The organism is Enterobacter cloacae complex sp. IR53041 (genome assembly GCF_049238285.1).
GTDB lineage: Bacteria > Pseudomonadota > Gammaproteobacteria > Enterobacterales > Enterobacteriaceae > Enterobacter > Enterobacter roggenkampii.
The window spans coordinates 72,893-91,002 of the sequence record NZ_JBMKHB010000020.1; the positions used below are offsets into that span (position 1 = coordinate 72,893).

15 protein-coding genes are annotated in these 18,110 nt (G+C 56.3%); 8 read left to right on the top strand and 7 right to left on the bottom strand.

Annotated features, from left to right (window positions below):
- Positions 1-11 precede the first annotated feature (11 nt).
- The 3 genes from mnmG to asnC all read right to left on the bottom strand — a co-directional run bounded on the left by mnmG (position 12) and on the right by asnC (position 3,274).
- On the bottom strand, positions 12-1,901 hold the full coding sequence (gene mnmG / locus ACOTXF_RS15355; RefSeq protein WP_008500196.1) for a tRNA uridine-5-carboxymethylaminomethyl(34) synthesis enzyme MnmG: 1,890 nt from the start codon (positions 1,899-1,901) through the stop codon (positions 12-14).
- A 374-nt stretch (positions 1,902-2,275) separates the two neighbouring features.
- Positions 2,276-2,725 carry an FMN-binding protein MioC gene (gene mioC / locus ACOTXF_RS15360; RefSeq protein WP_008500197.1) on the bottom strand — a complete coding sequence of 150 codons (450 nt, stop codon included), beginning with the start codon at positions 2,723-2,725 and terminating at the stop codon, positions 2,276-2,278.
- Positions 2,726-2,815: 90 nt separating this feature from the next.
- Positions 2,816-3,274 (bottom strand): transcriptional regulator AsnC, encoded by a 459-nt coding sequence (gene asnC, locus ACOTXF_RS15365; protein ID WP_008500198.1) that lies wholly within the window; start codon positions 3,272-3,274, stop codon positions 2,816-2,818.
- 151 nt (positions 3,275-3,425) lie between these two features.
- Between asnC and asnA the strand changes: the two genes are divergently transcribed.
- Positions 3,426-4,418 (top strand): aspartate--ammonia ligase, encoded by a 993-nt coding sequence (gene asnA, locus ACOTXF_RS15370; RefSeq protein WP_025910785.1) that lies wholly within the window; start codon positions 3,426-3,428, stop codon positions 4,416-4,418.
- Here the strand turns inward: asnA and viaA are convergent, their stop codons facing one another.
- The gene (viaA, locus tag ACOTXF_RS15375) at positions 4,419-5,870 is read right to left on the bottom strand and encodes an ATPase RavA stimulator ViaA (RefSeq protein ID WP_008500200.1); all 1,452 of its coding nucleotides are present in this window, start codon (positions 5,868-5,870) and stop codon (positions 4,419-4,421) included.
- Positions 5,864-7,360 (bottom strand): ATPase RavA, encoded by a 1,497-nt coding sequence (ravA, locus tag ACOTXF_RS15380; RefSeq protein WP_047745076.1) that lies wholly within the window; start codon positions 7,358-7,360, stop codon positions 5,864-5,866. Before ravA ends, viaA begins: the two co-directional genes overlap by 7 nt.
- A 222-nt stretch (positions 7,361-7,582) precedes the next feature.
- Here ravA and kup point away from each other — a divergent pair, with 222 nt between their 5' ends.
- The 7 genes from kup (at position 7,583) to rbsR (ending at position 15,520) form a co-directional block, all read left to right on the top strand.
- A complete protein-coding gene (gene kup, locus ACOTXF_RS15385) occupies positions 7,583-9,451 on the top strand; it encodes a low affinity potassium transporter Kup (RefSeq protein WP_008500202.1) in 1,869 nt (622 codons plus the stop codon).
- Between the two features lie 216 nt (positions 9,452-9,667).
- On the top strand, positions 9,668-10,087 hold the full coding sequence (rbsD, locus tag ACOTXF_RS15390; protein ID WP_045418101.1) for a D-ribose pyranase: 420 nt from the start codon (positions 9,668-9,670) through the stop codon (positions 10,085-10,087).
- A gap of 7 nt (positions 10,088-10,094) precedes the next feature.
- Entirely contained in the window at positions 10,095-11,600 is a 1,506-nt protein-coding gene (gene rbsA, locus ACOTXF_RS15395) for a ribose ABC transporter ATP-binding protein RbsA (RefSeq protein WP_047745077.1), read from the top strand.
- 4 nt (positions 11,601-11,604) lie between these two features.
- Positions 11,605-12,570, top strand: a complete 966-nt coding sequence (rbsC, locus tag ACOTXF_RS15400) for a ribose ABC transporter permease (RefSeq protein WP_021242657.1) — start codon at positions 11,605-11,607, stop codon at positions 12,568-12,570.
- Positions 12,571-12,597: 27 nt separating this feature from the next.
- Positions 12,598-13,488 (top strand): ribose ABC transporter substrate-binding protein RbsB, encoded by an 891-nt coding sequence (gene rbsB, locus ACOTXF_RS15405; RefSeq protein WP_008503498.1) that lies wholly within the window; start codon positions 12,598-12,600, stop codon positions 13,486-13,488.
- Positions 13,489-13,594: 106 nt separating this feature from the next.
- Entirely contained in the window at positions 13,595-14,524 is a 930-nt protein-coding gene (gene rbsK / locus ACOTXF_RS15410; RefSeq protein WP_023293678.1) for a ribokinase, read from the top strand.
- A gap of 3 nt (positions 14,525-14,527) precedes the next feature.
- Positions 14,528-15,520, top strand: a complete 993-nt coding sequence (gene rbsR, locus ACOTXF_RS15415) for a ribose operon transcriptional repressor RbsR (RefSeq protein ID WP_021242654.1) — start codon at positions 14,528-14,530, stop codon at positions 15,518-15,520.
- Here the strand turns inward: rbsR and mdtD are convergent.
- Positions 15,486-16,919, bottom strand: a complete 1,434-nt coding sequence (mdtD, locus tag ACOTXF_RS15420; protein WP_021242653.1) for a multidrug transporter subunit MdtD — start codon at positions 16,917-16,919, stop codon at positions 15,486-15,488. The two genes, rbsR and mdtD, sit on opposite strands and share 35 nt — an antisense overlap.
- Positions 16,916-17,623 (bottom strand): FadR/GntR family transcriptional regulator, encoded by a 708-nt coding sequence (locus ACOTXF_RS15425; RefSeq protein WP_021242652.1) that lies wholly within the window; start codon positions 17,621-17,623, stop codon positions 16,916-16,918. Before ACOTXF_RS15425 ends, mdtD begins: the two co-directional genes overlap by 4 nt.
- Positions 17,624-18,110: the final 487 nt, after the last annotated feature.

The window sequence follows — 18,110 nt, forward strand, 5'->3', positions numbered from 1 at the left end:
AGCAATGTCAATTACGCGCTACGGCGCAACATGCCCTGCTTTTTCAGCCACACCAGCAGGATCGAAATCGCCGCCGGGGTCACGCCCGAGATGCGGGATGCCTGACCGATCGACACCGGTTTGTGGTCGTTCAGCTTGGCGATCACTTCGTTGGAAAGGCCCGTCACCTGGCGGTAGTCCAGCATTTCCGGCAGCAGCGTGTTTTCGTTACGCTGCTGTTTTTCGATCTCATCCTGCTGACGGGCGATGTAACCTTCGTACTTCACTTGGATCTCGACCTGCTCTGCCGCTTCAGCGTCTTCCAGGCCCGGCGCGAACGCGGTCAGTTTGACCAGGTTCTCGTAGGTGACTTCTGGACGGCGCAGCAGATCTTCACCGCTGGCTTCGCGTGACAGCGGCGCGGTTAAGTGAGCGTTCACTTCAGCAGCGGTTTCCGCCTGCGGATTCACCCATGTGGTTTTCAGACGCTGACGTTCCTGCTCAATGCGCTCCAGCTTCTCGTTGAAGCGCGCCCAGCGCTCGTCATCGACCAGACCCAGCTCGCGGCCCATTTCGGTCAGACGCAGGTCGGCGTTATCTTCACGCAGCATCAGGCGATATTCCGCGCGAGAGGTAAACATACGGTACGGTTCTTTGGTACCCAGCGTGCAGAGATCGTCAACCAGCACGCCCAGATAAGCCTGAGAACGCGCCGGAGCCCAGCCCTCTTTCTCAGCAGAGAAGCGCGCGGCGTTCAGACCGGCAAGCAGGCCCTGTGCAGCCGCTTCTTCGTAGCCGGTGGTGCCGTTAATCTGACCCGCGAAGAACAGACCGTGGATGAATTTGCTCTCCAGGGTCGGCTTCAGGTCACGCGGATCGAAGAAATCGTACTCAATAGCGTAGCCAGGGCGAACGATTTTTGCGTTCTCCATACCCTGCATTGAGCGAACAATTTGCATCTGTACGTCGAACGGCAGGCTGGTGGAGATGCCGTTCGGGTAAATTTCGTTTGAGGTCAACCCTTCCGGCTCCAGGAAGATCTGGTGCTGGTTGCGATCGGCAAAGCGCATCACTTTGTCTTCGATCGACGGGCAGTAGCGTGGACCGATCCCTTCGATCACGCCGGCGTACATCGGGCTGCGATCGAGGTTATTGCGGATCACATCATGGGTTTTCTCGTTGGTGTGCGTGATGTAGCACGGCACCTGCTGCGGATGCTGTGCCGCATTGCCCATAAACGAGAAGACCGGCATTGGGTTATCACCGTGCTGTTGCGCCAGCACGCTGAAATCAATGGTGCGCGCATCAATACGCGGCGGCGTGCCGGTTTTCAGGCGGCTGACGCGCAGCGGCAGCTCGCGCAGACGGCGAGACAATGGGATAGACGGCGGATCGCCAGCACGGCCGCCGCTGTAGTTATCCAGACCAATATGAATTTTACCGTCAAGGAAGGTACCCACGGTCAACACCACGGCTTTGGCGCGGAATTTGAGGCCCATTTGGGTCACGGCGCCCACGACGCGATCGTTCTCAACGATAAGATCTTCAACCGCCTGCTGGAAGATCATCAGGTTCGGCTGATTCTCCAGCGCGGTACGTACCGCCTGGCGATAAAGTACGCGGTCTGCCTGAGCACGGGTCGCACGCACAGCGGGGCCTTTACTGGCGTTTAGTATCCTAAACTGAATGCCTGCGTGATCGATCGCCTTCGCCATCAGGCCGCCAAGTGCATCCACTTCTTTTACCAGGTGTCCTTTCCCAATGCCGCCAATCGCCGGATTACAGGACATTTGTCCCAGCGTGTCGATATTGTGTGTCAAAAGCAGGGTCTGCTGACCCATTCGCGCTGCGGCCATTGCGGCCTCAGTGCCTGCGTGACCCCCGCCAATGATGATGACGTCAAAAGGATCCTGATAAAACATGGTGGTCTGCCTCGCGTAAAGCGGTAAGAAAATGGATTGAAGCCCGGGCCGTGGATTCTACTCAACTTTAGTCTTTCGAGAAAGCATTGGGATCCTGGGCTATTAAAAAGAAGATCTTTTTATTTAGAGATCTGTTCTATTGTGATCTCTTATTAGGATCGCGAACCCGTGTGGATAAGTCCGATCTCATAAAGAAGATCATGCAGTTAGAAAGGATCGTTTGCTGTGAATGATCGGTGATCCTGGACCGTATAAGCTGGGATCAGATCGCGACTTTATACACAGGCCAAAAACGGCGCTACGGTTGTTCTTTGGATAACTACGGGTTAATACGAGCTTTTAACCAGAGTTATCCACATCTGTTCGCGCGATCTTTAATCGTTTTTGAGTAAATTTTTCCATTCCGCGAGCCAGATCTCGGCTGGATCCTCCGGAATGTCATGATCGAGGATGTTGATCTTGAGTGTTTCGCCCAGCTGTTTTGCTCCGCAGGAGGTCACAGCGGCTTCGACTTTCTCTATTGCCCCGCAAAAGGTGTCATATTCACGACTGCCGATCCCCACTGCGCCAAAACGGACGTTTGACAGGTCGGGCTGCTGTTCCAGCAGTTCGTCATATAAAGGTTGCAGGTTGTCCGGCAGATCGCCCGCGCCGTGCGTGGAGGTGATCAGCAGCCAGACCCCGTCAGTCGGGAGATCTTCCAGCAACGGGCCGTGCAGGGTTTCCGTAGAAAAGCCCGCCTCTTCCAGCTTTTCAGCCAGATGTTCCGCTACGTATTCCGCACCGCCAAGGGTACTGCCGCTGATAAGGGTGATGTCCGCCATTGATCGCTCGCTCAGATAAAGAGACGGCCATTGTACGCTGTGAACGAGCTGGGATCTACCTGTGGAAAATGTGGGAATGGATTTGCCCGATCACGGGCGGATGGTACGCATGATCGGGTTTTGCAGGGAGATCAGTGTCTCGGTGGACTGAATTTCATCGATTGTTTGGATCTTGTTGATAAGTACCTGCTGGAGGGCGTCGATGGATCGGCACATGACCTTAATAAAGATGCTGTAGTGCCCGGTGGTGTAGTACGCCTCGGTGACTTCATCCAGCGCGTTCAGTTTCGCCAGGGCGGAAGGGTAGTCTTTGGCGCTTTTAAGAATGATGCCGATGAAGCAGCAGACGTCGTAACCCAGCTGCTTCGGGCTGACGTCAATGCGCGCGCCGGTAATGATCCCCGCCTGCTTCATCTTCTCTACGCGAACGTGAATGGTTCCCGGGCTGACGCCAAACTGCTTCGCCAGTTCGGCGTAGGCGGTACGGGCATTGGCCATTAACGCCTCCAGAATGCCGCGGTCGAGATTGTCGATCTGATAATTTTCCATAGCTTTTTCTTATGAAGATTAATGAATCACTCTATTCTAGCGCCTTATTTTATCGAATCAAAAGTGAAGGCGGCTTTTTGTTGATGGGTTATTGAATAAGGTGCCATTTCTATTGCTTAATCAATATCAACAGGACGCAGGAGTATAAATAATGAAAACCGCTTACATCGCAAAACAACGCCAGATCAGTTTCGTAAAATCCCATTTTTCCCGCCAGCTGGAAGAGAAGCTTGGGCTGATTGAAGTCCAGGCCCCGATCCTCAGCCGCGTGGGTGACGGGACGCAGGATAACCTCTCTGGATGCGAAAAAGCGGTACAGGTAAAAGTGAAAACGCTGCCAGACGCCCAGTTCGAAGTGGTTCATTCACTGGCGAAGTGGAAGCGTCAGACCCTGGGACAACATGACTTCAGCGCGGGCGAAGGGCTCTACACGCACATGAAAGCCCTTCGCCCGGATGAAGACCGCCTGTCTCCCATTCATTCCGTTTACGTTGACCAGTGGGACTGGGAGCGCGTGATGGGCGATGGTGAGCGCCACGTTGGCACGCTGAAGTCTACCGTTGAGGCGATCTACGCCGGGATCAAAGCGACCGAAGCGGCCGTAAGCAAAGCGTTTGGTCTGCCGCCGTTCCTGCCGGAAACGATCCACTTTGTACACAGCCAGGAATTGCTGACCCGTTTCCCGGATCTGGATGCCAAAGGCCGCGAGCGGGCGATCGCCAAAGAGCTCGGGGCGGTATTCCTGATTGGGATCGGCGGCAAACTGTCTAATGGCAAACGCCACGACGTTCGTGCGCCGGATTATGATGACTGGAGCACCACCGGTGAGGGCGAATTTGCCGGGCTGAACGGCGATATTCTGGTCTGGAACCCGGTGCTGGAAGACGCATTCGAGCTTTCTTCTATGGGGATCCGCGTGGATGCTGAGGCGCTGAAGCGCCAGCTGGCGGTGACCGGAGATGAAGATCGTCTCAAACTGGAGTGGCACCAGGCGCTGCTGCGTGGGGAAATGCCGCAGACGATTGGCGGCGGTATCGGCCAGTCCCGTCTGACCATGCTGCTGCTTCAGCTGCCCCATATTGGTCAGGTGCAGTGTGGCGTCTGGCCGCAGCAGGTGCGTGAAAGCGTCGGTTCTCTTCTGTAATTAACGCTGCCAGCGTCTGAGCAGGCGGCTACGCAACCCGGTATCAAAGCGCCAGATATGATCGAAGATGCGCATGATGCCGGGTTTTCCATGGGCGGACATCGCCACCGCATGAAAACGGTGCTGATGCACACGCTGTAATTCCTTCACTTTATTGACCACGTCATCCGGCAGCCGCTGGGCAATAAAATCGGATATCACTACCGCGTCAGCGTCATACCAGTCGCCGCCCTGCATCCGCTCTACGATGCTGCGAAAACAGCTGGCCAGATCGGTTCCGCCGCGAAAGCGCTGGCTCAGGAAGCGGATTGCCTGCTCGATCCCCTGCTGGTTCGTCAGCTCATAGCCCACGACTTCGCTGGAGAACAGCATGATGAAGCAGCGGCGGCGATCGGCGAGCGCCACGCGCATCAGCGCCAGACAGAACGCCTTTGCACACTGCTCGTTAAACCCGCCCATGGAGCCGGACGTATCCACGCAGACAATAAATGGCCCGCGCGGCTGCTCGTCAAAATCCTGATGAATGACCGGCCGCTGGCTGACTTTCTCGCGCCAGGCTTCGCCGTGCAGCCGGTAGGTGAGGAGCTGTTTTTCCACCAGCCGACGGTAAAACTCGTACTCCAGCTCGGTCATCCCGAGCGTGCTCAGCTCCGTGGGCAGCAGGCGCAGAATATCATCGCTCTGCTGGAGCCCGTCGACCTGCTCTGGAACGGTGGCCGGCTCACGCACCAGGGTGCGGAAGGTTTCCATCGGGGCGTCTTTCTTTGGAACCGACTTTGCCTCCCTTGAACGTCCCAGCTGTTCTGCAAGCTTCATCAGCTCGGGTTGCTGCGCCAGAAAATCGCCGTACTTGACGATCAGCTGATAGTCCCCGCGCCGGAGCTGGCCGGCGCTCATATCCCAGAGACGCCCTGCCGCGTTCTCATTTTCCACCAGCACCTGCTCAAGCTGGCCGCTTAAGGTCATGCGTTCCTGAACTTCACTGAGCAGCTGTTCGCGCTCTTCGTCCAGCAGCTGCTGGTTTAGCGTCGTGGCCTGCACCACCAGGCTGAGACGCCAGCGCTGTAAGAAGAGGGTGTGCAGTGCGGGAGTGAACGTGGCGTTATCCGTGACCAGCCCTCGGGCCTGGCTGGCAAACGGGGAGTGGACCTTGTCGAGCAACGTCAGGGTTTGCGGAAGCTGGACGATAAACTGCGACGTGGAAAGTCGCTGGCACTGCTGATAGCAGGCCACTTCTTCCGTTAACTCAGGGGGGACTTCGGTCTCTTTAAACCGTTGACGCAGGTTATCCCGCCAGCGCGGAAGATCGTCGGTCATCGCCTTTTTGAGCTTCGGAAATTTTTCAAAGAAGGCCGCCAGCTGCGGTGAAGCCAGAAGGGTGATCACCACTTCTTCGATCAACCCTTCCTCGCTGACGGCCAGCATGACGTTAAGCGTATCCAGGGTTAGCATTGACGCGCCTGTTTGATCTGCGCGCTAACGTCCTGCAGGCTGGCTTCGATGCGGCCTAACCAGTCGCTATGGATAAAGAGGCATTTTTGCTGCTCGCTAAAGCGGGTGTGCTGCTGGTGCCATTCGGTGTCCAGCGCGTCCAGCTGCTGCTTAATCTCTTCAGGGACGCTCTCAGAGGCGGTTCCCGGAAGCGCAAGACGCGAGCCCTGCAGGCTGACGTCGCGGATCACCAGGTGCTGGCTGCTGTCTACTTCCATATTCAGCGGCTGCGCAAAACCGATGCCGTTGAGCTTTCCGCGGATCTCTCCGCCCTTATCCAGCCACTGCGCCAGCGCCTCGCGCTCAATCGTCACGTGCACCACCTGCATGTCATGCAGCTTGAGCGGCTGCTGGAGCAGCAGGGTCAGCGTCGTGCTGGTGAGTTCGGCGGGTAATTCATAGTGCGGTTTGCGGGCGAACATCCCCCCCAGGCGATTCACTTTCAGCGCGGTTTTATCACTTTGCTGCTGCTGAAGCTGGATGCGCCGCTGGGCAATCGCCCCCAGCTGATTGAGCATCGCCTGCTGTCCCCAGGCGTGTCCGGTCATCAAAACGTCGAGCTGCTGCTGCATCAGATTCATGCCTTCCGCGTCGTGCCAGAGGCAGTCTTTCAGCAGGATCAGATCGATGGGCGCAACGGCATCGCGACCGCTGAACAGGGCGCTGGCCTGCAGCAGGCGGATCGCTTTTTTCCAGCGGCGATCGGAGACATAGGGGGCAGAGGGCAGTAAATCAAGCTGCTGGCGCAGCATGAAGATCAGCTCGAAGACGGAATCAGGCAGCTTAATTTTACCGATCTCTTCCTGCCACTGGTAATACTCCTCGTCTGATACCTGCAATGACGCTGCTACCGGGTTCTCGTTCTCATCCTGCTGGCTGACCAGCATGGAACGGAAATTGGACTTATCCTGCACTTTGTCCAGCCACAGGCGGATCAGCATACGGTCATACAGCGCTTCCAGGCTGCTGTCGGCTTCAGGCAGTTCGTTTGAGGCGGCCACCAGCAGGCGCATCGGGATTTTCTCTTCACTGGCGCCGTTGCGGAACCGACGTTCGTTTATCGCCGTGAGCAGGGTGTTCAGAATGGCCGGGCCGGCTTTCCAGATCTCATCAAGGAAGACAATTTCTGCCTCAGGCAGATACCCCGCTGTCAGGCGCTCGTAGCGCCCTTCATCTTTCAGCGCCTGAATGGAAAGGGGGCCAAACACTTCTTCCGGGGTGGAAAAGCGGGTCATCAGGTATTCAAACGCGCGGGCGTTCTTAAAAGCAAACTTAAGCCTGCGGGCAATCAGGCTTTTGGCGATGCCCGGCGGCCCAAGCAGAAACACGCTTTCACCGCTCAATGCTGCCAGTAAACAGAGGCGAATGGCGTGGCTACGCTCGAAAAGGCCTTTCTCCAGCGCGCTGCTGAGGAGGGAAATTCTTTCTGCTAATAAATGTGAGTGAGCCATAATAGTTTTGCATCCTTTCGCCGTCGTGGCGGCCAATTGAAGCGAGTATAGACGTTTCAGTCAGGGCTGGTAATAGACTGAAGTGCGGCGCAATTTTCTTTGCGCTACATTAATGCGGTTGCATTTAGGGGTACGATTTTGCATTGAATCGTGCATACTGTGCGCTTTTTGTGGGCCAAGGGACCAGGAACACATTTGTTATTCAAACGAAAAGACTAGTCTATGAGCACTGATAATAAGCAATCATTACCCGCAATAACGCTTGCGGCGATCGGGGTTGTCTACGGTGATATTGGCACCAGCCCGCTTTATACGCTTCGTGAATGTCTGTCCGGCCAGTTTGGCTTTGGTGTTGAGCGCGATGCCGTATTTGGCTTCCTGTCCCTCATCTTCTGGCTGCTGATCCTGGTGGTTTCTGTTAAATATCTCTCCTTCGTTATGCGCGCTGATAACGCGGGCGAAGGCGGTATCCTGACCCTGATGTCCCTTGCAGGGCGCAACACCTCTGCCAGAATGACCTCCGTGCTGGTGATTATCGGCCTGATTGGCGGCAGCTTCTTCTATGGCGAGGTGGTTATCACGCCCGCGATTTCGGTCCTCTCGGCGATAGAGGGGCTGGAGATCATTGCGCCGCAGCTTGATACGTGGGTGGTCCCGCTGGCGATAATCGTGCTGACGCTGCTGTTTGTGATCCAGAAGCACGGTACCGGGCTGGTGGGTAAACTGTTTGCACCAATTATGCTGGCCTGGTTCCTGATCCTGGCCGCGCTTGGCTTGCGCAGCATTATTGCTAACCCGGAAGTGCTGCATGCGCTGAACCCCTACTGGGCCGTGCATTTCTTCCTCGAATACAAAGTGGTTTCCTTCGTAGCGCTGGGGGCGGTCGTGCTCTCCATCACCGGTGTGGAAGCGCTGTATGCGGACATGGGTCACTTCGGGAAACTGCCTATCCGCGTGGCCTGGTTTATTGTGGTGCTGCCGTCGCTGGTGCTGAACTACTTTGGCCAGGGCGCGCTGTTGCTCAAAAATCCGGAAGCGATAAAGAACCCGTTCTTCCTGCTGGCGCCTGACTGGGCGCTGGTGCCGATGCTGATCCTGGCGACGCTGGCGACCGTCATTGCCTCTCAGGCGGTGATTTCCGGCGTGTTTTCTCTGACGCGCCAGGCCGTGCGTCTGGGGTATCTCTCACCGATGCGCATCATTCATACCTCAGAGATGGAGTCGGGCCAGATCTACATCCCGTTCGTTAACTGGCTGCTCTACTTCGCTGTTGTGATTGTGATTGTCAGCTTCGAGCACTCCAGCAACCTGGCGGCGGCGTACGGTATTGCGGTAACCGGCACCATGGTGCTGACATCGCTTCTCTCCACCACGGTGGCGTACCGTAACTGGCACTGGAATAAATTCCTCGTGGCGATGATTCTGGTGGGCTTCCTGTGTATTGACGTGCCGCTGTTCTCTGCGAACCTCGACAAGATTGTCTCCGGCGGCTGGCTGCCGCTGACGCTGGGGCTGGTGATGTTCATCGTCATGACCACCTGGAAAAGCGAGCGCTTCCGCCTGCTGCGCCGTATGCATGAGCACGGGAATTCTCTGGAGGCGATGATCGCTTCGCTGGAGAAATCCCCGCCGGTCCGCGTGCCCGGCACCGCGGTGTACATGTCTCGCGCCCTGAACGTGATCCCGTTCGCGCTGATGCATAACCTCAAGCACAACAAAGTGCTGCACGAGCGCGTGATCCTGCTGACGCTGCGCACCGAAGATGCGCCTTACGTTCACAACGTACGCCGCGTGCAGATTGAGCAGCTCTCCCCGACCTTCTGGCGCGTGGTGGCAAGCTACGGCTGGCGCGAAACGCCGAACGTGGAAGAGGTGTTCCACCGCTGCGGTCTGGAAGGCTTAAGCTGCCGCATGATGGAGACGTCGTTCTTTATGTCCCACGAGTCGCTGATCATCGGCAAGCGCCCGTGGTACCTGCGCCTGCGCGGTAAGCTGTATCTCATCCTGCAACGTAACGCCCTGCGTGCGCCTGACCAGTTTGAGATCCCGCCTAACCGCGTGATTGAGCTGGGTACGCAGGTCGAGATTTAAGTCCTTTCCAAAATGCCGGGTGGCGCTGCGCTTACCCGGCCTACCAAACCCGTAGGCCCGCGCAAGCGAAGCGCCGCCGGGCAATTTCTCCCATCAATATTTCACTTAGCGAAACGTTTCGACGTCGATCACAAATCTGTTACGTCATGGTGGTTTTCTGAACATTTCTGAGGCTACACTTCATTTAGCGAAACGTTTCGCTAGTGGAGCAAAAAAATGAAGAAAGGCACTGTACTCAACTCAGAAATCTCGTCGGTGATTTCCCGTCTTGGGCATACCGATACGCTGGTGGTTTGCGATGCAGGCTTACCGGTTCCGCGCAGCACAACCCGTATCGATATGGCGTTAACGCAGGGCGTACCTTCGTTTATGCAGGTACTGGACGTGGTGACCGCGGAGATGCAGGTTGAGACGGCCATTCTCGCGGCGGAAATCAAACAACATAATCCGCAGCTCCACGAAATGTTGCTCAGCCATCTTGAGCAGCTGCAACAACACCAGGGAAACACCATCGAAATTCGTTACACAACGCACGAGCAGTTCAAACAACAAACCGCAGACAGTCAGGCGGTGATTCGCAGCGGGGAGTGTTCCCCGTATGCGAATATCATTCTCTGTGCTGGCGTCACCTTCTGAGGCCATCATGGACGCATTACTGCAACTCAAAGGGATCGATAAGTCGTTCCCGGGCGTAAAAGCCCTCTCCGGCGCGGCGCTGAACGTTTATCCCGGGCGTGTAATGGCGCTGGTGGGCGAAAACGGTGCCGGCAAATCCACCATGATGAAAGTGCTGACCGGGATCTATCAACGCGATGCCGGTTCACTCCTCTGGCTGGGTAAAGAAACCACCTTCACTGGCCCGAAATCTTCTCAGGAAGCGGGTATCGGCATTATTCACCAGGAGCTGAACCTGATCCCGCAGCTCACTATTGCGGAGAACATCTTCCTCGGCCGTGAATTCGTTAACCGCTTCGGCAAGATCGACTGGAAAACCATGTATGCCGAAGCCGACAAGCTGCTGGCGAAGCTGAACCTGCGCTTTAAGAGCGACCGCCTGGTCGGCGATCTCTCCATCGGCGATCAGCAGATGGTGGAAATCGCGAAGGTGCTGAGCTTTGAGTCGAAGGTCATCATTATGGATGAACCGACCGACGCCCTGACCGATACCGAAACCGAATCCCTGTTCCGCGTTATCCGCGAGCTGAAATCGCAGGGGCGCGGGATTGTCTATATTTCTCACCGCATGAAAGAGATCTTTGAAATCTGCGATGACGTCACCGTCTTCCGCGACGGGCAGTTTATTGCCGAGCGCGAAGTGGCCACGCTGACCGAAGATACGCTCATCGAAATGATGGTGGGACGTAAGCTGGAAGATCAGTATCCGCATCTGGATAAAGCGCCGGGTGAGATCCGCCTGAAGGTGGACAACCTCTGCGGTCCGGGTGTGAACGACGTCACCTTTACCCTGCGCCAGGGCGAGATCCTGGGCGTGGCGGGCCTGATGGGCGCGGGACGTACCGAGCTGATGAAAGTGTTGTACGGCGCACTGCCGCGCACCAGCGGTTATGTCACCCTCGACGGCCATGAAGTGGTCACCCGCTCCCCGCAGGATGGTCTGGCGAACGGCATCGTCTATATCTCCGAAGACCGCAAACGCGACGGCTTAGTGCTGGGCATGTCGGTAAAAGAGAACATGTCCCTGACTGCGCTGCGCTATTTCAGCCGCAGCGGCGGCAGCCTGAAGCATAAAGACGAGCAGCAGGCGGTCAGCGATTTCATCCGTCTCTTTAACGTTAAAACCCCGTCGATGGAGCAGGCGATTGGCCTGTTGTCCGGCGGGAATCAGCAGAAAGTGGCGATTGCGCGCGGGCTGATGACGCGCCCGAAAGTGTTGATCCTCGACGAGCCAACCCGCGGCGTAGACGTGGGGGCGAAGAAAGAGATCTATCAGCTGATTAACCAGTTCAAGGCCGACGGTCTGAGCATCATTCTGGTCTCTTCCGAGATGCCAGAAGTATTAGGCATGAGCGATCGCATTATCGTCATGCATGAAGGGCATCTCGGCGGTGAATTCACTCGCGAGCAGGCCACCCAGGAAGTTCTGATGGCTGCCGCTGTGGGCAAGCTTAATCGCGTGAATCAGGAGTAAGAAGATGACTACCCAGGCTGTTTCTGGTCGCCGCTATTTCACAAAGGCGTGGCTGATGGAACAAAAATCGCTCATTGCCCTGCTGGTGCTGATCGCGATTGTGTCGACCATGAGCCCGAATTTCTTCACCGTAAATAACCTGTTCAACATTCTGCAGCAGACGTCGGTGAACGCCATTATGGCGGTCGGCATGACGCTGGTGATTTTGACCTCAGGGATCGATCTGTCCGTCGGTTCCCTGCTGGCCCTCACCGGCGCGATCGCCGCTTCGCTGGTCGGGATTGAAGTCAACGCGCTGGTGGCCGTGGCCGCGGCTCTGGCGGCAGGCGCGGCGATTGGTGCCGTCACCGGCGTGATTGTGGCAAAAGGCCGCGTTCAGGCGTTCATCGCGACGCTGGTGATGATGTTGCTGCTGCGCGGTGTGACCATGGTGTATACCAACGGCAGCCCGGTCAATACCGGCTTCACCGATAATGCCGATCTGTTTGGCTGGTTCGGTATCGGTCGCCCGCTGGGTGTCCCGACCCCGGTCTGGATCATGGCTATCGTCTTCCTGGCGGCGTGGTACATGCTGCACCATACCCGTCTGGGTCGTTATATCTATGCGCTGGGTGGTAACGAAGCGGCAACGCGCTTGTCCGGGATTAGCGTTAATAAAGTCAAAGTTATCGTGTACTCCCTGTGCGGTCTGCTGGCGTCACTGGCGGGCATCATCGAAGTGGCGCGCCTCTCTTCCGCGCAGCCGACGGCGGGTACGGGGTATGAGCTGGATGCTATTGCAGCAGTGGTTCTGGGCGGTACGAGTCTGGCGGGCGGTAAAGGTCGCATTGTTGGGACATTGATCGGCGCACTGATTCTCGGTTTCCTGAATAATGGTTTGAATTTGTTAGGTGTTTCCTCCTATTACCAGATGATCGTTAAGGCAGTGGTGATTTTGCTGGCGGTACTGGTAGACAACAAAAAACAGTAACTGACGACACTACAGGACATCTTAGATATGAACATGAAAAAACTGGCTACCCTGGTTTCCGCTGTCGCGCTGAGCGCAACCGTAAGTGCTAACGCCATGGCGAAAGATACCATCGCGCTGGTTGTCTCTACCCTGAACAACCCGTTCTTCGTCTCCCTGAAGGATGGAGCGCAGAAAGAAGCCGATAAACTGGGCTACAACCTGGTGGTACTGGATTCACAGAACAACCCGGCGAAAGAGCTGGCTAACGTTCAGGACTTAACCGTTCGTGGCACCAAAATTCTGCTGATCAACCCAACCGATTCCGATGCCGTAGGCAACGCCGTGAAAATGGCAAACCAGGCGAAGATCCCGGTGATCACTCTGGACCGTCAGGCAACGAAAGGCGACGTGGTGAGCCATATCGCATCTGACAACGTGCTGGGCGGCAAAATCGCGGGTGACTACATTGCGAAGAAAGCCGGCGAAGGCGCGAAAGTCATCGAACTGCAGGGGATTGCCGGTACGTCTGCCGCCCGCGAGCGTGGCGAAGGCTTCCAGCAGGCGGTTGCAGCGCACAAATTCAACGTGCTGGCTAGCCAGCCGGCAGACTTCGACCGTACTAAAGGTCTGAACGTCATGCAGAACCTGCTGACCGCACATCCTGACGTGCAGGCGGTATTCGCGCAGAACGACGAAATGGCGCTGGGTGCGCTGCGCGCTCTGCAGACTGCAGGTAAATCTGATGTGATGGTTGTCGGATTTGACGGCACGCCGGATGGTGAAAAAGCAGTAAACGATGGCAAACTGGCTGCGACCATCGCTCAGCTGCCTGAGCAGATTGGCGCGACTGGCGTTGAAACTGCCGACAAAGTGCTGAAGGGCGAAAAAGTTCAGGCTAAATACCCTGTTGACCTGAAGCTGGTTATCAAGCAGTAAAAGGCGAATCAGGCCGTCACTGGCGGCCTGAGGGACACCAATAAAGAAAAGTGTGGCATACGCCACCGGGTAACACCGGTGGCGCTCTCAGATGGACAACCCAACCATGAAAACCGCAGGCAACCTCGTCGTCCTTGGCAGTATCAATGCCGATCACATTCTTAACCTTGAATCGTTCCCTGCACCGGGCGAAACCGTCACGGGCAACCAGTATCAGGTCGCATTCGGCGGTAAAGGGGCAAACCAGGCCGTCGCTGCCGGTCGCAGCGGGGCGAATATTGCGTTTATCGCCTGCACGGGTGATGACGATACCGGCGAGCGCGTACGCAAGCAGCTGGCGAGCGACAACATCGATATCGCACCGGTCAGCGTTGTTGCAGGGGAATCTACCGGCGTGGCGCTGATTTTCGTCAACGCAGAAGGTGAGAATGTCATCGGTATTCATGCTGGCGCTAACGCAGCGCTGACGACGGAGCGCGTGGAAGCGCAACGTGCAATCATTGGCGGCGCCGAGGCCCTGCTGATGCAGCTGGAGTCGCCGGTTGAAAGCGTGCTGGCCGCGGCCAAAATTGCGCATGAAAATCATACCACTGTCGTACTTAACCCGGCCCCAGCCCGTGTATTATCAGACGAGCTGCTGGCGCTGGTGGATATCATCACGCCGAACGAAACCGAAGCCGAAAAGCTGACGGGCATTCGCGTAGAAAACGATGACGATGCCGCGAGAGCCGCGCGTGCGCTGCACGACAAAGGCATCGGAACCGTGATCATCACCCTGGGCAGCCGTGGGGTATGGGCAAGCGTAAACGGTGAAGGCCGTCGCGTGCCGGGCTTTAAGGTGAAGGCGATTGATACCATCGCAGCGGGAGACACCTTCAATGGTGCGCTGGTGACCGCGCTGCTGGAAGGCAAGAAAATGGATGATGCGATCCGCTTCGCGCATGCCGCTGCCGCGATTGCGGTGACGCGCAAGGGCGCTCAGCCTTCCGTTCCGTGGCGTAAAGAGATCGATGAATTCTTAAGTCAGCAGGGGTAACGCTTGGCCACAATGAAAGATGTCGCCCGCCTGGCGGGCGTTTCTACCTCGACGGTGTCTCACGTCATTAATAACGATCGCTTCGTCAGCGAGGCGATTCGGGAAAAAGTCGAAGCGGCAGTAAAAGATCTCAACTATGCGCCGTCTGCACTGGCGCGCAGCCTTAAGCTCAACCAGACGCGTACGATCGGTATGCTGATCACCGCCAGTACCAACCCCTTTTATTCTGAGCTGGTTCGCGGCGTGGAGCGCAGCTGCTTCGAGCGTGGCTACAGCCTGGTGCTGTGCAATACCGAAGGGGACGAGCAGCGCATGAACCGAAACCTGGAAACGCTGATGCAAAAACGCGTCGACGGGCTACTGCTGCTGTGTACCGAAACGCACCAGCCGTCGAAAGAGATTATCCAGCGCTATCCCTCCATTCCTACGGTGATGATGGACTGGGCGCCGTTCGACGGCACCAGCGACCTCATTCAGGATAATTCTCTGCTGGGGGGGGATATGGCCACCCAGTATCTGATCGATAAAGGCTATACCCGCATTGCCTGTATTACCGGTCCGCTGGACAAAACCCCGGCGCGTTTGCGTCTGGAAGGATATCTCGCCGCGATGGCGCGGGCGGGACTTTCCGTGCCGGAAGGGTATCGTATTACCGGTGATTTTGAGTTTCACGGTGGTTTTGAAGCGATGCAGACGCTGCTGGCGCAACCGCAGCGTCCGCAGGCGGTGTTTATCGGCAACGACGCCATGGCGTTTGGCGCCTATCAGGCGTTATATCAGGCCGGTTTGCGCGTTCCCCATGATATGGCGGTAATCGGCTACGATGATATCGAGCTGGCCAGCTATATGACGCCGCCGCTCACCACCATTCATCAGCCAAAAGATGAACTGGGCGAGCTGGCCATCGATGTGTTGATCCACCGAATGGCTCAGCCCACGCTGCAGCAGCAGCGCCTGCAGCTTACTCCTGTTCTGATGGAACGCGGTTCGGTTTAGCTTTCTCTTTGTGACGCTCTTTAATCAGGTTTCGGCCGTCTTTCGGTTTTAACAGCATAAAGACCAGCGCTGAAACGACGGTGAGTGCGCCCATGGTGATAAAGGTATAGTGGAACTGCTCGACGGTGTTCGCGCTGTCGAAACCTTCATAAAACCGCAGTACCGCCGCGCTCACGGCAACCCCTAAACTGATCGACAGCTGCTGTGTGACTGCCAGCACGCTGTTGCCGCTACTGGCGTTCTCGTCGGTCAGATCCGCAAGGGTGATGGTGTTCATCGATGTGAACTGCGTCGACATCGCCATGCCCAGCACAAACAGCGGCAGGATCAGCATCCAGACGGGAAGCGAGGCGGACTGCAGCGAGAACTGCGCAATCATCAGACCGATAAAGACCGTCACGCCAACCAGCGTTTTGCGATAGCCAAACCAGCGTAGCACCTGCGTCACGGTCGATTTTGCCAGAATCGAGCCCATCGCCGTGGGCGCCATCATGCAGCCGGCAATCAGTGCCGGATAGCCGAAACCAACCTGCAGCATCAGCGGCATCAGGAACGGTACGCAGCCCGTCCCCAGACGCGAGGCAATGTTTCCCGCGATCCCGACGGAAAACGTTCGGGTGTTGAAGAGCCCAAGAGAGATTAACGGCGTCGGATGGCGGCGCGCGTGACGTATATAAAGAAGGAAAAGCAGAATCCCGGCGAGGATAACGGAGAGCGCCATCCACGTCGCGACGATCTTCTCGCCAAACAGCTCCATCCCGCTGGAGAAGAGCACCAGGCTCAGGCCAAACAGGAAGAAGCCGCCCATATCGAAGCTGCGCCTTGGCGTGGTGAAGTTCGGCATATATTTGCGGGCATACAGCAGCCCCGCTACGCCAATCGGAATATTAATCAGGAAGATCCAGTGCCAGCTTGCCCAGGTGACAAACACGCCACCGAGTACCGGGCCAAGTATCGGCCCTACCAAACCCGGCATGGTGACGAAGTTGAGCACGGGAAGCAGTTCGCTTCGAGGGTAGGCTCGCAGCAGGGCAAGGCGCGCCACGGGCATCATCATCGCGCCGCCAATGCCCTGTAATACGCGGAAGATAACCAGCTCCGTTAAGGACGAGGAGAGCGCACAGGCCAGTGAACCGAGCGTAAAGAGCGTTACGGCCAGCATGAAAACTCTGCGGGTGCCGAAGCGGTCGGCCAGCCAGCCGCTAACAGGGATCAGCATCGCGACCGTCAGGGTATAGCTGATGATGGCGGACTGCATCGCCAGCGGGGAACGGTTGAGGCTTTGCGCAATAGCGGGAAGCGCGGTGTTGAGGATGGTGGCATCCAGTGCCTGCATAAAAAACGCCATGGCTGCAATCCACGGCAATCCGGCCATGCTGCGCGCTTTTTTCTTTGTCATTTATTTACCTGCTGGTGGGTTGGCGCTGCCAGCAATGCCTGGCACGCACTCAGGGCTCGCTGCCCGTCGCTTTCCTGAATGGCATCCACTATCGCCTGGTGCCATTCCAGTTTTACCACGTCGTCTTGTGTAATAGAGGTAAAGTAAGTGTGGTACACCGAATGGAATAAAGAGGCAAAAGAGGTGAGGAACGGATTGGCGCTCATCATATAGATATGTTCATGCCAGGCCATATCGACCTCAACCCAGCGTTCGCGGTTGAAGTGTTTTTTCAGGAACACCATCTCTTCCATCAACGCGTTAAGCTGCGCTTTCTGCTCTGCTGTTCCAAGCGTGGCAGCAAGCAGACATGCCTGAGGCTCAAGGCTACTGCGCATTACCAGAAAGTGATCGATCACCTGATGAAAGTTGTCTTCCGTCATCCACCAGGAGAGCAGCTCCTGATCGAGAAAATTCCAGTTACTTTGTGGCATCACGCGCGTGCCAATACGAGGGCGCGGAAGCACCATACCTTTTGCCGTCAGGGTTTTCACCGCTTCGCGCACGGCGGTACGGCTCACCCCAAACTGCTCACCCAGCTCCATTTCACCCGGCAGGATGCTTCCCGGGGCATATTTACCCGCTAAAATCCGCTGAGCCAGCTTTTCGGCCAGCACATAAGACAGGTTTTTTTGGGCGGCCAGCTGTTGCGCGCTTAATGGCATCGCTTTTATTCCTTAAAGATTCATGCTGATAATTATGCCACCGCGAATGTGATTGTGGTTGCAGATACATCAAATAGAACAATTTGTAGCTTGATTTCACCTCTATTGGTGAAAAAAAACGCGGATGGAAACTTTTTTTAAATTTCCTCTTGTCACATCAGAATTACTCCCTATAATGCGCCTCCACTGACACGGAACAACGGCACACACGCCGCCGGGTCAGCAGGGAATAGCGAAAATAAACGCTTGACTCTGAAGCGGGAAAGCGTAATATGCATACCCCGCGCCGTAGCGAAAACGAAGCGGCACTGCTCTTTAACAATTTATCAGACAATCTGTGTGGGCACTCAAAGTGACATGGATTCTTAACGTCCTCGGACGAAAAATGAATGCCAAGTCTCTGAGTGAACATGCGTAATTCATTACGAAGTTTAATTCACGAGCATCAAACTTAAATTGAAGAGTTTGATCATGGCTCAGATTGAAC

What these genes read in the sequence shown, in the direction of transcription:
- mnmG (WP_008500196.1), bottom strand. Translation starts at nt 1,901, where the DNA reads ATGTTTTATCAGGATCCTTTTGACGTCATCATCATTGGCGGGGGTCAC.
- viaA (WP_008500200.1), bottom strand. Translation starts at nt 5,870, where the DNA reads ATGCTAACCCTGGATACGCTTAACGTCATGCTGGCCGTCAGCGAGGAA.
- asnA (WP_025910785.1), top strand. Translation starts at nt 3,426, where the DNA reads ATGAAAACCGCTTACATCGCAAAACAACGCCAGATCAGTTTCGTAAAA.
- mioC (WP_008500197.1), bottom strand. Translation starts at nt 2,725, where the DNA reads ATGGCGGACATCACCCTTATCAGCGGCAGTACCCTTGGCGGTGCGGAA.
- rbsB (WP_008503498.1), top strand. Translation starts at nt 12,598, where the DNA reads ATGAACATGAAAAAACTGGCTACCCTGGTTTCCGCTGTCGCGCTGAGC.
- ACOTXF_RS15425 (WP_021242652.1), bottom strand. Translation starts at nt 17,623, where the DNA reads ATGCCATTAAGCGCGCAACAGCTGGCCGCCCAAAAAAACCTGTCTTAT.
- rbsK (WP_023293678.1), top strand. Translation starts at nt 13,595, where the DNA reads ATGAAAACCGCAGGCAACCTCGTCGTCCTTGGCAGTATCAATGCCGAT.
- rbsC (WP_021242657.1), top strand. Translation starts at nt 11,605, where the DNA reads ATGACTACCCAGGCTGTTTCTGGTCGCCGCTATTTCACAAAGGCGTGG.
- mdtD (WP_021242653.1), bottom strand. Translation starts at nt 16,919, where the DNA reads ATGACAAAGAAAAAAGCGCGCAGCATGGCCGGATTGCCGTGGATTGCA.
- kup (WP_008500202.1), top strand. Translation starts at nt 7,583, where the DNA reads ATGAGCACTGATAATAAGCAATCATTACCCGCAATAACGCTTGCGGCG.
- rbsA (WP_047745077.1), top strand. Translation starts at nt 10,095, where the DNA reads ATGGACGCATTACTGCAACTCAAAGGGATCGATAAGTCGTTCCCGGGC.
- rbsD (WP_045418101.1), top strand. Translation starts at nt 9,668, where the DNA reads ATGAAGAAAGGCACTGTACTCAACTCAGAAATCTCGTCGGTGATTTCC.
- asnC (WP_008500198.1), bottom strand. Translation starts at nt 3,274, where the DNA reads ATGGAAAATTATCAGATCGACAATCTCGACCGCGGCATTCTGGAGGCG.
- ravA (WP_047745076.1), bottom strand. Translation starts at nt 7,360, where the DNA reads ATGGCTCACTCACATTTATTAGCAGAAAGAATTTCCCTCCTCAGCAGC.